8 protein-coding genes are annotated in these 15,464 nt (G+C 34.3%); 4 read left to right on the top strand and 4 right to left on the bottom strand.

What is annotated here, in order from left to right; genetic code table 11:
• The first annotated feature begins 36 nt into the window (after positions 1-36).
• A complete protein-coding gene (locus Q0975_RS16475) occupies positions 37-927 on the top strand; it encodes a TIM barrel protein (protein WP_299438637.1) in 891 nt (296 codons plus the stop codon).
• 2 nt (positions 928-929) lie between these two features.
• Here the strand turns inward: Q0975_RS16475 and Q0975_RS16470 are convergent, their stop codons facing one another.
• The 4 genes from Q0975_RS16470 to Q0975_RS16455 all read right to left on the bottom strand — a co-directional run bounded on the left by Q0975_RS16470 (position 930) and on the right by Q0975_RS16455 (position 5,168).
• The gene (locus Q0975_RS16470; RefSeq protein WP_299438635.1) at positions 930-1,286 is read right to left on the bottom strand and encodes a hypothetical protein; all 357 of its coding nucleotides are present in this window, start codon (positions 1,284-1,286) and stop codon (positions 930-932) included.
• A gap of 264 nt (positions 1,287-1,550) precedes the next feature.
• Entirely contained in the window at positions 1,551-3,092 is a 1,542-nt protein-coding gene (locus Q0975_RS16465) for an acyl-CoA carboxylase subunit beta (RefSeq protein WP_299438633.1), read from the bottom strand.
• Positions 3,093-3,095: 3 nt separating this feature from the next.
• Positions 3,096-4,538, bottom strand: coding sequence for an acetyl-CoA carboxylase biotin carboxylase subunit (gene accC, locus Q0975_RS16460; protein WP_299438631.1), 1,443 nt, complete (start codon positions 4,536-4,538; stop codon positions 3,096-3,098).
• A gap of 144 nt (positions 4,539-4,682) precedes the next feature.
• A complete protein-coding gene (locus Q0975_RS16455) occupies positions 4,683-5,168 on the bottom strand; it encodes an acetyl-CoA carboxylase biotin carboxyl carrier protein subunit (RefSeq protein WP_299438629.1) in 486 nt (161 codons plus the stop codon).
• Positions 5,169-5,419: 251 nt separating this feature from the next.
• Between Q0975_RS16455 and Q0975_RS16450 the strand changes: the two genes are divergently transcribed.
• The 3 genes from Q0975_RS16450 (at position 5,420) to Q0975_RS16440 (ending at position 15,294) form a co-directional block, all read left to right on the top strand.
• A complete protein-coding gene (locus tag Q0975_RS16450) occupies positions 5,420-7,066 on the top strand; it encodes a tetratricopeptide repeat protein (protein WP_299438627.1) in 1,647 nt (548 codons plus the stop codon).
• A gap of 151 nt (positions 7,067-7,217) precedes the next feature.
• Positions 7,218-13,409 carry a BspA family leucine-rich repeat surface protein gene (locus tag Q0975_RS16445; protein WP_299438625.1) on the top strand — a complete coding sequence of 2,064 codons (6,192 nt, stop codon included), beginning with the start codon at positions 7,218-7,220 and terminating at the stop codon, positions 13,407-13,409.
• A 217-nt stretch (positions 13,410-13,626) separates the two neighbouring features.
• Positions 13,627-15,294 (top strand): tetratricopeptide repeat protein, encoded by a 1,668-nt coding sequence (locus Q0975_RS16440; protein ID WP_299438623.1) that lies wholly within the window; start codon positions 13,627-13,629, stop codon positions 15,292-15,294.
• Positions 15,295-15,464: the final 170 nt, after the last annotated feature.

Genomic DNA, 15,464 nt, shown 5'->3' with positions numbered 1-15,464 from the left:
TAAATTAGTAATTCATTAAAAAATAACTAGAGCGCTATGTCAAAAGTAAATCGAAGAAAAGCCATTAAAAAGTTATCTCTAAGCATTGGTGCGATAGGTTTAGGAAATACAGTGATGGCTCAATCAGTACCTGAAAGTATTTCAGGTTCTTTTCAGTATAGTTTAAAAGGAAATATTAACCATGCCGTATGTAGATGGTGTTATCAGAATATTCCCATAGATGAGTTTACCAGAAAATCAAAAGATATAGGAATTAAAGCAATAGATCTATTAAAACCAGAAGAATGGGAAATTGTTACTAAACAGGGATTAAGCTGTTCTCTGGCAACAGATACTTTTGCCAGCATTACAAATGGGTTTAATGATCCAAAAAATCACCCAGAGTTACAAAACAAATATCAAGATTTAATTTCTAAAGCATCTCATTCTGGAATACAACAGGTAATTGTTTTTTCTGGTAATCGTAATGGTATTTCTGATGAGCAGGGTATGGAAAATTGCGCTAATGGATTAGATGTATTAGTGAAACATGCTGAAAAGAATAATGTAACTTTAATTATGGAATTGCTTAATAGTAAGGTAGATCATAAGGATTATCAATGTGATCATACTCCTTGGGGTGTTAGTTTAGTAAATAAAATAGGTTCAACTAATTTTAAATTACTGTACGATATTTATCATATGCAAATTATGGAAGGTGATATTATTGCTACAATCAATAAGTACAACGATTACATTGCTCATTACCATACGGGTGGTGTTCCAGGAAGACATGAGATCAATCATACTCAAGAATTAAATTACCCCGCAATTATGAAAGCAATTGTGACGAATGGATTCACGGGCTATGTAGCTCAAGAATTTATTCCAACGTATGCAGATAGCTTAGAAGCGTTGAAAGAGGGAATTATGATATGTGATATATAGTCTTAACGCATCATTGTTTTCAGATCCTGAATCACATTGATATTATGTCTTATGTATGCGAAAAGGATAAATAAGATGATAATTGCTACTATAAAACCTAATAGATTTCCATTTTTACTACTTGATACCTTTTTTGAAGTCTTAAGATAAGCTTTAGATAGCTTTTTGGTATATTTAGATACAAGTGCAAAAGCTGGTGCAAAAATCAAAATCACAACAAGCATATCTATTACTACTAGAAGATATCCTTCTTCATGAATATGCTTTTTTACATAGGTAATCACAAATTCTTTGATGAGAGCTGCACAAAGTACAGCAATAGCATAGATTGCAAATTTGGTAACTTGTCTATTGTTCATGGGGCTATGTCTATTCTTTTGGATTGTAAAAATAGAAAAATGTTATGAATCTCTATTAACCCGTTGTGCATTTAGAATGAAATGTAAAAGAAAAGCGTCAATTCGAGTGATTTTTTGTAATGAAATGAAGAAAAATTGTATCGAGAATAGCTTTTTTGATCCAAAACCCTATTCTCGATACACTTCTCCTTTCAGTCGAAGCACTCGAATTGACGGATTTTGATGAAAAAAATCTAAATGCAAAACGGGTTATATTGGTTAACTTTATAAAGGAATATTACCGTGTTTTCGTTTAGGACGATCGATTGTTTTGTTTTCTAACATACTAAATCCTTTGATTAGTTTTCTTCTTGTATCTTCTGGTAGAATTACTTCATCAATAAAACCACGTTGCGCTGCTCTATACGGATTAGCAAATTTATCTGCATATTCAGCTTCTTTTTCCGCTAACTTGGCATTAGGGTCTTCCGCAGCTTTAATTTCTTTTCTAAATATTATTTCACTGGCACCCTTAGCGCCCATAACGGCTATTTCGGCAGTTGGCCAAGCAAAATTAAGATCCGCTCCAATATGCTTAGAATTCATTACATCATAGGCACCACCGTATGCCTTACGGGTAATCACAGTTACTTTAGGAACAGTAGCTTCGCTTAAAGCGTATAACAACTTGGCTCCGTGAACTATAATTCCGTTCCACTCCTGATCTGTACCTGGCAAAAATCCAGGAACATCTACCAACACTAGTAATGGAATATTGAAACAATCACAGAAACGTGTAAAACGTGCTGCCTTTTTCGAACTATTTACATCTAACACACCTGCAAGAAACATCGGTTGATTGGCCACAATACCAATACTTCTTCCTCCCAATCTTGCAAAACCTACAATGATATTCTCTGCATAATTTTTATGAATTTCATAAAAAGAATCATTGTCAATTATTTCCCCGATAACCTCATGCATGTCATAAGGTTTATTAGGATTATCCGGAATAATATCCGAGAGAACATCTCTTTTTTCGTCAGTTAACGGATAAGAGATAGTTTTTGGAGTTTCTTGGTTGTTTTGAGGAAGGTAGCTCAATAGTTTTTTTACATCTTCCAGGCATTCGATATCATTTGATGAAGTAATGTGAGCAACTCCTGATTTTGTGGAATGCGTGCTGGCACCTCCTAATTCTTCAGATGTTACCTCTTCATTTGTTACAGTTTTTACTACGTTGGGTCCTGTAACAAACATATAACTGGTATCCTCTACCATAATGGTAAAATCTGTTATAGCTGGAGAATAAACAGCTCCACCAGCGCAAGGTCCCATAATAGCAGAAATCTGAGGAATAACACCGGATGCTTGCACATTTTTATGAAAAATATCAGCATAACCACCTAATGATCGAACTCCTTCTTGAATTCTGGCTCCACCAGAATCATTTAATCCGATAATTGGAGCACCAACCTTTACCGCGAGATCCATTACTTTACATATTTTTTCTGCGTGAGTTTCTGATAAAGCTCCTCCAAAAACTGTGAAATCTTGTGCAAAAACATAAACTAATCGTCCATTAACAGTTCCGTAACCTGTCACCACACCATCTCCATAATAGATTTCTTTCTCCATTCCGAAGTCGGTTGTTCTGTGAGTGACTAGAATACCTATTTCTTCAAAAGATCCTTCATCTAGAAAATAAGCTACACGTTCTCGTGCAGTTAATTTTTTCTTTTGATGTTGCTTTGCAATACGCTGTTCACCGCCACCGATATGTGCAAGGTCAATTTTTTCTTGTAAAGTTTTTATTTTCGAATTCATATATTATCGGGTTGGTAATCGTAATTGTTGTTGATCTTCTTGGTATTGTTTTAAAGCTATCAATGCTGCTATTTTTGCTTCCAGTTCCATTTCGGATTTTAATACTTCGGGAGTATAATATTTTTTTACAAAATGGGTGTCAAAATTACCAGATCTAAACGCCTCATGTTTACATACAAATTTCCCAAAAGGCAAGGTGGTTTTAACACCTTCTACAATATAATCATCAATAGCTTTGATCATTAATTGAATGGATTCTTCACGAGTTTTTCCGTATGTTATTAGTTTAGATAGCATAGGATCGTAATAGATGGGTATATCCATTCCTTCTTCAAAACCATTATCTACTCTAATACCTTTACCAGAAGGCATTTTGTATGTGTCTAAATGACCAACACTAGGTAAGAAATCGTTCAATGGATCCTCTGCATATACTCTTAATTCTAATGCGTGTCCTTTTATTGTTAAATCTTCCTGTAAGATTGAAAGTTTTTCACCTCTTGCTACTTTAATTTGAAGTTCTACTAAATCGGTTCCAGTAATCAATTCCGTTACGGGATGTTCTACTTGCAGACGTGTATTCATCTCCAGAAAGTAGAAATTATGGTTTTCATCTAACAAGAACTCTACTGTTCCTGCACCTACATAATCACAGGCTTTAGCAACTTTAACCGCAGCTTCACCCATAGCGGATCTTAAAGCTGGAGTTAAAACAGCTGAAGGAGCTTCTTCAACGACTTTTTGATGTCTTCTTTGTACACTACATTCTCTTTCAAAAAGGTGAATAACATTACCATGCGTATCCGCCATTACCTGAATTTCTATATGTCTTGGCGAACCAACATATTTTTCAATAAATACAGATCCATCTCCAAAAGCCGAAATAGCTTCACTGATGGCACGCTGCATCTGCGATTCCAGATCACTTTCTTTTTCTACTACACGCATTCCTTTTCCACCACCACCAGCTGATGCTTTAATCAAAATGGGAAACCCAATTTCCCGAGCAATTTTTTTCGCTTTTACAACATCGGTAATAGCTTCATCAATACCAGGAACCATTGGGATATCATATGCTTTCACAGCTTCTTTGGCTGCTAATTTGCTTCCCATCACTTTAATCGCTTTTGATTTTGGACCAATGAATATGAGGTTGTTGTTTTCAACTTCTTCAGCAAAGTCCGCATTTTCGCTTAAAAAACCATAGCCTGGATGTATGGCATCTACATGTAATTCTTTGGCAACTTCAATGATCTTAGATCCTAATAAATAAGATTCACTAGAAGGAGCTTCACCAACACAAACAGCTTCGTCAGCAAATTTTACATGCGGAGCGTTTCTATCTACAGTAGAATAAATTGCAACGGTTTTAATCCCCATTTTACGAGCTGTTTGCATAACTCTAATGGCAATTTCACCTCGATTGGCAACTAATATTTTTTTCATAGTATACTATTCTTATAATATGCAAAAAGCAATTGTTTATGTCAAACTGGGTTTGTCGAAGTTTTAGTAATCTTTACATTAAATTGGTCTTCGACTAGCTTATACAGACTACTAAATTTAGTAGTACTTTTTGTTATTTATGCTTTATTCGAATTCAATCAATAACTTTCCTTTATCTACTGCATCTCCTTTAGCGACATTAATAGATTTAATCGTTCCTTCTCTTGGAGAAGTGATGATGTTTTCCATTTTCATAGCTTCTAAAACCAAGAGATAATCATCTTCCTTTACAGTTTGACCAATTGCTACCTGAATATCTATAATAAGTCCAGGCATAGGAGATTTGATCGAATTCACTTGTTTTGAAGCGCCAATGGAAAAACCCATTTCTGAAATCATCATATCTAAAGAATTAGCGATATCGACTTCATAGGTATTTGCATTAACTTTTACGGTGTATTTCTTATTGTAGAAATCAGATTTCACAATCTCCGTATGATACGATTGATTGTCATTAATAATATGGAATTTCGAATCAGAAGTTTTAATAATATCGGTTGTAGAAATATCATTCTCAGATATTATAGCTTCAAAATCTTTATTTACTTTTACTTTAAAGTTTGCACTCATAAATAAACTATTCAATTGGTGGATAAATATAAGTATTTAAATTTATCGTGAATGTTTGTTGTGAATTTTTTAAAATATGTTTCATTAATGCTCTTATTTTTAAGATATAATCAATAAATGAATTAACAAAAAAATAACTAACAAGGGTTGCAAAAAGGTTGTAAGAGGGTTTCATTGTGGTAGCAAAGATATTATAATGTATTTTTGAATAACAACCGACAAATATCTCTTTAACGATTAAAACCTTTTTTTTGAAAACTACCTACATAACTTTTATCATTCTTTTTTTTGGTGTACACTGTTATGCTCAGTCCCATGATAGTATTGCAAACCAATTGAAGCACAAACTTGAAAAAGCAACCACGGATTCTGCTCAAATTGCCTACAAAGTTGAACTGGTTGAACAAATGCATCGGTTCGATTTGGATACATCCAGGGTTATTATCAATGATGTTTTAATGCAAATTGAAGGAATTCAGAATGCCAATCTGTACTATCAAAAAAGTAAAGCAAAAGCACTTAATTACCTTGGTATAATTGAAAACAAACAAGGCAATGCCGAAAAAGCCTTAACTACGTATTTAGAAGCATTGGATTTAAGCGAAGCCATTAACGATTCTGTTACGATAGGATTGGGCTTTCATAATTTGGGAATGTTTTACAGGAGGCAAAAAGATTATGAAAAAGCTAAACAGTATTTTAAGAAGGCTATTAGAATTAAAGAAGAAATGACAGATGTAGAAAGTTTGGCTACATCACATCGAATGTTAGCTGTGACTTACTATGGCAATAAACAAAATGATTCTTCTTTAATTCATATTTTAAAAGTGAAAGCATTGCCATGCTCTAATTTGAATATAGCTAAAGCCAATGGGAGTTTAGCAGCGATTTATTATAGTAATAAGGAGTTTGATAAATCTATCGCGATTTATAAAGAAAATGTTGAGATTTCTAAAGATATAAAAGATCAAAGTGAACTAAGTGTTAGTTATCTAAATGTGGCGGTATTGTATAACGCACTAAAGGAGTACGATAAAGCTGTTCCATATCTGGATAGCGCAATTATTGTTGCTAAAGATTTAAAAAACAAAGGATTGTTGCTTAAGCAGTATTATAGTAGAAGTAATCTTAATGAAACAAGGAAAGAGTATCAACAAGCCTTAAGAGATTATAAAATTTATAAAACGTATAATGATTCTATTAATGATACCGAAAAAGTGAAACGAATCACTGCATTAGAGCTCAATTATACATTTGAAAAAGAAAAGCAAGCGGATCAATTACGATTGGAAAGTGAGGCTGCAAAAAAACGATTATATCTCATATTGTTTGCAATTGCTGTGATTTTAGGAAGTGTTATTTTTTGGTTGACTCGCAAGAATGCAAAGCATCGCCTGGAGTTATCTCAGAATAGATTACAAAAAGAGCAGTTGGATAAAGTGAGGGCGGAACTCGCTTTAGTGACTAAAGAAAAGGAGTTGAAGAGAGTTGTTGTAGAAGGATCTTTGCGACAGGAGATTTTAAATAAAACGTTGGGAGAAATAAAAGATATTATCGGACTGGAAAATGAAAAAGAACGTAAAGTAGCTCTACAATCACTTTCGGCCTCTTTGCTATCGGAGGAAGTTACTAAAAAGACGACTTCAGAAATACAATCCTACTTGGATAAGGTAAGTCTTGATTTTAAAGTGATTTTGGATTCGAATTTCTCACAACTTAGCGAAAAAGAAAAAGAACTTCTTTGTTTAATGACTTTAGGACTGAATGCAACCAAGATTAGTAAACTACAAAACTCTACAGTTTCTGCCATTAAATCTTCTCGATCTCGAATTCGCAAAAAGATAGGAGTTGGTTCTAAAGAAGATATTATTGACTTTATCAATAAATCAGATGTATAGTTAAAATTGAACAACCTTTTATTTTAACTATTTGCAACCCCTTTGCAACCCCCTAAATCTTTGCTATTCTTAGGATTCTCTTAATTTTGCACTCGATTTGAGATGAACTAATTTTTGGTTTTCAACCCTTTTTACCCAAAATATTCCCCTTATGAAACACTTTTACCTTACCTTATTTTTTGTTGTTAGTTTTTTTAGTACCGCATTTGCTCAGGATACTTTTCGAATGAAAATAAGAATCTCTAGCTCAAATGAAACCTTCACCATACCTACCAATATCAATGAAACCTATAATTATGATGTACGATGGAGCGACCCTTATCAATCGGGAGGAATCACCATAATTACTGCTTTTGAAAATGGATTTACTGGGGATGCTACCCATAGCTATACAGAAGCACGTGACTATATCATTACCATAAGAGGTACTTTTCCTAGAATCTTTTTTGCTAATGCTGGGGATACACAAAAAGTAGTATCTATAGAACAATGGGGTAACAATACCTGGACAAGCATGCGAGAAGCTTTTAATGGATGTACCAACCTGGAAATAAATGCTACCGATACACCTAACTTATCCAATTGTACAGACATGCAGGAAATGTTTCGTGAATGTATTTCTCTAAAAGACAATGGCGGTGCCGTGCAAAACTGGAATGTAAGCACAATTACTAATTTTAATAGAACCTTTGCCAGGGCACCTATTGATGAAACCTTTGGTAACTGGAATGTTAGTAATGCGACCACGATGGTGGACATGTTCGAGGGGATACAATTATCATCAGGCAATTATGATGATACGTTAGACAGATGGGCATTACTGAGTTTGAACAATAATGTGGTTTTTAGTGCAGGTAACAGTACGTATTGTAATGCAAGTGTAGCAAGAAATAACATATTGACCAATCCAGGAGGATTTAATTGGACCATTACTGATGGAGGTGAAGCTTGTGATGAGGATAAGTTTATAACTACTTGGGAAACCACTATTGCAAACGAAACAATTACCATTCCGACAGCAGGTTCTGGATACAATTATACCGTAAACTGGGGAGATGGTTCTATCTCTGTCGGAAATACCAGTGATGTTACTCATACATTTGAAACACCAGGAATACATAACATAGAAATTTACGGTGATTTTCCACGGATTTACTTTGATAATTCAGGGGATAGAAGTAAGATATTGACTATTGAGCAATGGGGAAAACAGCAGTGGACAAACATGAATTCAGCCTTTGAAGGCTGCAACAATTTGAAACTAAATGCAGATGATACCCCAGATTTAAGTTTGGTAACTTCTATGGAGAAGATGTTTCGTGGAACTTCTAATCTCGAAGATTTAAAAGGCATTATAGGAAGTTGGAATACGGGAAATATTATTAATATGAGCAGTCTTTTTCGTTTTTCCGGTTTTAACGAAAATATCAATGCGTGGAATGTTGCTAATGTCCAAGAAATGGGGTTGATATTTGGTGGAACCTCTACATTTAATCAACCGTTAAACAATTGGGATGTACGAAATGTAACATCATTAAATCTAGCATTTTCTAATGCAAGAAAGTTTAATCAAGACATTAGTTCCTGGAAACTTCAAAGTCTTGCAAATACGGTAGGAATAGAAAATTTATTTATTAATGCTACAGATTTTAATCAGAATTTAGGGGCATTAGATTTAAGTAATATTCCGGATAGTAGTCAACTAAATAGCTTTTTTGTAGGAACTAGTATGTCACAAGAAAATTATGAAGCTACTTTAATCGGCTGGGCAACTTTAGATATAGCCAATGGAGAAACTAGAATTCCAAGAGATGTGCCCTTGAATTCTAGTGGTTTAAGTTATTGTAATGCAGCTGCGGCAAGACAAAGTTTGATCATAGAAGAAAGTTGGACAATATCCGGAGATGCAATCAATTGTATGGAAGCCGATAAATTTATTACCACTTGGCAAACCACATCCAACAATGAAAGTATACAAATTCGCACCTCTGGAGGTGGATCTTTTTATAATGTAGAATGGGGAGATGGTACCACTTCCGAAAATCAAGGAGGAAACTCATCACATACATATGCTACTGCAGGAACTTATACCGTTAAAATATCTGGAGCATTTGCAAGATTGTATACCAACAATTTTTTCAGTATTGGTAATAAAATGCGCTCTGTAGAACAATGGGGTACAGGGGAATGGTCTTCTTTTGATAGAGCTTTTGAAGGTGCAGGAAATGTAGTGATTAATGCTACGGATATTCCTGATTTATCCAATGTCACCAATATGTTTAATGCCTTTAAAGACTGTAGGAAGTTAGTCGATAATGGCGGACAAATGCAAAACTGGGATGTAAGTACGGTAGAAAACTTTAGAAGTACGTTTCAAGGAGCTTCCGTTTTTAACGAAGATATGGGGAATTGGGATGTAAGCAATGCTACGGATCTGGCAAATATGCTAAATGGTACGAATCTAAGTACCGCAAATTATGATGCCACACTAATTGGTTGGGCAGAGAATCCTAATACGCCAGATAATCTTAATCTTGGTGCTTCAGGGCTTACCTATTGCTTAGGAGAGTCTGCTCGAAATACTCTGGATATTGATAAAAATTGGGGGATCAATGATGGAGGATCTGCTTGTGCAACTACAGACTTTTTTATAACAACTTGGCGTACAACTACAGCTAATCAAAGTATTACCATACCTACTATAGGGTCAGGCTATAATTATGATATCGATTGGGGTGATGGAACGTTTGAGTTTGGATATACAGGAAACGCATCACATATGTACAGCTCAGCAGGAGTGTATAAGGTGAAAATAACTGGAGATTTTCCAAGGATTTATTTTAACAATACGGGAGATAAAGATGTTATTACTTCTATAGATCAATGGGGAACACAACAATGGACAAGTATGGAGCGTGCCTTTTATGGATGTACTGCTTTAGAATTAAATGTTTCAGATGCACCGGATTTAACTCAGGCCACATCCTTAGAACGAATGTTTATGGGGACTAACAATTTTGTGGATAATGAAGCCTCTATGAATTCATGGAATACCAGTACCATTACCAATATGGCTAATATGTTTGCCGATTCTATTTTTGACTTTAATATCACTTCTTGGGATGTAGGAAAAGTAGAAAACTTCGTCGGAATGTTTAATAATAATGCACAGTTTAATCAAAATATTAGTGGTTGGAATGTCGGAGAATTTGTGACAGGTTCCATTAGTATGCAAGCTATGTTTGACTCCGCTAGCAGATTCAACCAATCATTAAATACTTGGGATATAAGTAAAGTAACCAATATGGTGAGCATGTTTGGTTTTGCAACAGCTTTTAACCAACCATTAGATGCTTGGGATACAAGTACTGTAGAAAATATGGGAGGGATGTTCTTTGGCGCATCAGGCTTTGATCAAAATGTGGGCGACTGGAATCTTTCTAGTGTCACTAATATGGGTGCAATGTTTCAACAATCAGGACTTTCGACAGAAAATTATGATGCCACACTTATTGGTTGGGCAAAACAGGATGCTGGTGAAACGATACCTTCTAATATCAGTATCAGTTTTGAAGGTAGCCAATACTGTTTTGGTGCTGAAGCTAGAAACACACTAGTTGATGATACCGGATTAAATTGGTCTATCTCTGATGATGGGTCGGCCTGTGCTTCAACAGATTTCTTTATAACTACTTGGGAAACTACTGCTGCAAATGAATCTATAACAATACCTACTACTGGTTCAGGTTATGATTATAATATTGATTGGGGTGATGGAACTATTGAATTAAGGAATACAGGAAATGCTTCACACAGTTATTCGACTGTTGGTAATTATACAGTAAAGATTTTAGGAGATTTTCCTCAGTTTGCTTCCTTGGCAGGTGGGATATCTAATGCTGAAAAACTGAGAACTATAGAGCAGTGGGGAACAATTGAATGGAGAAGTATGTTACAAGCTTTTTCAAGATGTAGTAACATGAATATTACCGCTATGGATACCCCCAATTTATCTAATGTAACTGCAATGGATCAAATGTTTTTTGGTTGTACTAATTTACAATCACCGGATTTATCTGGGTGGGATACATCTAACGCTACTAGTATGAGTTGGATGTTTATAAATGCCATAAATTTTAATGGAAATATAGCTAACTGGGATGTGGGTAATGTAACCGATTTTACATTAATGTTGGCAGGAGCAAGAAGTTTTAATCAGAATATCAGTAACTGGAATATTGGCGAACATGTAACGGGTACTATTACTATGAATAGTATGTTTACTGGTAGTTCTAGTTTTGATCAAAATCTAGGAAACTGGAATTTGCAGAAAGTTATAGATATTAATGCTATGTTGGACAATTCCGGACTTTCAGTTGCTAATTATGATGCTACCTTAATGGGTTGGGCTTCGAATACTAATACGCCTAATGGCCTGGTGCTTGGTGCAGACGGACTTACGTATTGTGTTGGAGAAGTGTCCAGAAATATCCTTACAACTGCGCCATATAATTGGACCATTGATGATGCAGGATCAGATTGTAACGATGCTTTTATAACCACTTGGGAAACTACCACGACAAATGAAAGTATTACAGTTCCAACAACTGGAAGTGGGTATAACTATGCTGTTGATTGGGGTGATGGTTCCATTGAAGGAGGATTTACAGGAAATGCAACTCATGAATATGTTACAGCTGGAACTTACGAGGTGAAATTAATTGGAGATTTCCCAAGAATTTTCTTTAATAGTACAGGAGATAAAGACAAAATTCTTTCTATTGAACAGTGGGGCGCACAACAATGGCAAGGAATGCAAAGTGCTTTTAGAGGTTGTACAAATTTGGTAATTAATGCTACTGATGTGCCCGATTTAAGCATTATACAATTTATGGATTCAATGTTTAGCGGTACTACATCATTTGTAGATAACGGAGGAGAGATGAATAACTGGAATATTACAAATGTTATTAGCTTGGTTAGTCTTTTTGAAGGATCAGTTTTTAATGAAAATATCAATAACTGGAATGTAAGTGGTGTACAAACCATGGGTAATATGTTTCAGGATAATACCGCATTTAATCAACCTCTGGATCAATGGATTCCTGAAAACGTTTCTGATTTTGAGCATATGTTTAATGGAGCGACATCATTTAATCAACCTATAGGTGATTGGACTATGACTAGCGCTGCTTTTTTTGAATCCATGTTTGAAGGAACTGCTTCGTTTGATCAGGATTTAGGTAATTGGGATATTAGTACTACGGATAGAGATGGCATGATCAATATGTTTGTAGGTTCTGGAATGTCTACTGAAAATTATGATGCTACCTTAATCGGTTGGGCAACTTTAGAAGCTGGAGAAACTCAAATCCCTGTAAACGTTCAGTTGGATGCAGATGCAACCTATTGTTTAGGAGAAGGTGCCAGAAATACCTTAACAAGCGCTCCATACAATTGGACAATTACTGATGGTGGATTATCAGTAGATTGTAATGTGCAATTTTCTCCTAAAGTGTATTTACAAGGAGCAGCAATTAATCCTTATACAGGAGAAGAAAGCTTAATGCGTGATGATTTACATAGAGATAATATTATTCCTGTTAACTCTCCGTATGCAGATGGTATAGCACTGGATCCTGGTATTTTTAGCGTGTTAGATCAGAATGCATTGGTAGATTGGGTATGGGTAGAGCTACGAGATGCTACAGACAATATTACTGTTGTTGCTTCAAAATCAGCACTACTACAAAGAGATGGTGATATCCTGGATGAGAACTATCAAACGTTAAGTTTTAGTATTCCCGCTGGTGAATATTATATCGTGATCAAGCATCGTAATCATTTAGGAATTATGAGTAACGAAACCATAGCTCTAGATAATAGTACAACGTCAGTAGACTTTACAAATGGTAGTATTGCCACCTATGGTAATAATGCTCAAACTACTTTTAGTATGCCATCAGGACTTTCAGGAATGTGGGCAGGAGATGCTAATGAAGATGGAAAAATAAACTTGATAGGAAGTTCTAATGACAGTAATACGATCCGAGATGTGATTCTTAATGATCCAATCAATTTACCTATTCAGTTTTATGGATTTAATGTGACAGGATATAATGATGCTGATGTCAATCTTAGTGGAGGTGCTCAGATTATAGGGGCTAATAATGATGCGAATTTGGTTAGAGATAATATCCTGAATCATCCTATAAATACCTTTATCCAGTTTTATGGATTTAATATTACAGAGCAATTACCTGAGAATGTTTCTGTAAAACGTGTTGCTAAGGATAAGATAATGGAACAAAAAATGAATGCCTTGGCGATTAAAAATAATTAATAATCTTTCTCTTTTTAATCATACAGGAGAGCATCATGAATATATTTTCTTGATCCTTCTTGATTTTGCAAAAAAAATGATTCTACGAAGTTAAGGGGTCGTAGATACATGAGGTTGCAAGACAAAACCACTCAGATTACTGGGTGGTTTTTTATTAGTTGTGTACTTGCCAGTATTCGTTGAAAAATAAATACCTTTATGTATATTCGTTTTCAGAATGAAATTAGACAGCTTATTTATTTGTATGTGTTTTGTTACTTGGGTTTCCTTGGCTCAGGAAAAAGATACTACGCTGGTTGCTCTTGAAAAAAAGTTAGAAATAGCTACTACCGATTCTTTAAAGATAGATGCATTGTTAAACCTGGGAGTATATCAGTTACGAAGAGATTTTAATAAAGTCGAAAGCTATACCAATGAAATCCTTGATATTTTTGAAACTGAAAATTTGGAGTACGATATAAACTTACAACGGGCTGAAGTTTTTCAGCAATTAGGGATTTTAAACCGTAAAAGATCCAAGTACTCTAAAGCATTAAAATATTATCTGGATGCGCAAAATATTTTTTTGGAGTATAATGATTCTTTAAACCTATCTTCAAACTACCATAATATTGGTAATGTATTTAAATTTCAAAAGGAATACAGGAAATCAATCAATGTTTTTAAAAAAGCGATTGCTATTAATAAGAAGCTAGCTATTCCTAAAAAGATTGGAGATAATTATAATGCCATAGGAAGCTCATACAGAAGAATTAATAAAATAGATTCTGCTTCCTATTATTATGAAAAGGCATATAAAAAATATAAAGAAGCTGGATATGAAGAGGGAGTATATAGAGTAATTTCTAATAAAGCGCAAATTCTTAGTCGACAAAAGAAATATTCGGAAGCGTTATCATTACAACTCCAATATTTAGAGTTTGTAGAAAAGACAGGGATCAAAGAAGCCATCGCTACTGCGCATTACAATCTTGCCCAAACCTATAATTATTTAGAACAGTTCAATAAGGCGATTTATCACGTTGATCAATCGATAATCATCGCAAAAAAAGAAAAAATAGGAAGACGATTGGCAGTGTCTTACAAAAGAAAAAGTCTTTCTTATTTTAAAATGAAACAGTTTGAAGAGGCTTTAGAATATTATCGTAAGTATGCTAGAGCTAATGATAGTGTGTTCAACCTACAAAAAGCAAAGGAGATAAGAGAGATTGAACTTCAGTACGAATTTGAACAACAAAAGTTGCAAGATAGCATTCAATTTGTTGAAGAAAAGAAACGAATTTCGACAATAGCTGAAAATCAAGAATTAAAGAAAAAATGGTATTTCACTCTTTTTCTAATCACACTAATACTAACCACAGGGGTTATATATTATGGAGTACGATATTTTAGAAAAATAAGGAAACAAAGTCAACTTAGACAAACAAAATTAACGTCACAAATTGAAGAACTACACACCGAAGTTTCTTTGAAAAAAGAGGAGGTAACTGATTTGATGAAAGAAACCTTAATACATCTTCGAACAAAAGAAAAGTTAGCTAACGATCTTAGTAAACTGTCCGATCAAGAAGAAGGAACTTCTTTAAAAAGTATCATTGCAGAACTCAAAGCAGATAAATTAGAAGATACAAAACTAATATTATTGAAAAAGAATATTGAGACGCTGAATTATGAGTTCTTGAAACGACTGCGTATACAACACCCTGCATTAACCAAGACAGATATAGAAGTTTGTTCTTTTATAAAGCTGGGATTATCCAGAAAAGAAATCTCTAATTTGCGAAAAACAAGCTTGGACGCTATTAAATCTACTCGATATCGATTAAAAAGTAAATTAAACCTTACTTCAAAAGATTCATTAGATAAATACATTCATTCGCTTTAAGCCTTGTTTCTTACTAACAAATTAGTAATTGTTTTGAATATAAAATTTAGTAAATAGAAAAGAAAAATTGCTATAGAGATGACGTTTTTTTATTTTAAAGTAATTCATTTAATTTTGAAGAATTCTAATAGCCTCCTGTAACATATGCATAAACTTATTTGTTTTTTTCT

It is taken from the genome of uncultured Aquimarina sp. (assembly GCF_947500065.1).
Taxonomy (GTDB): Bacteria; Bacteroidota; Bacteroidia; order Flavobacteriales; family Flavobacteriaceae; genus Aquimarina.
This window is presented reverse-complemented; position numbering and strand designations above follow the sequence as displayed.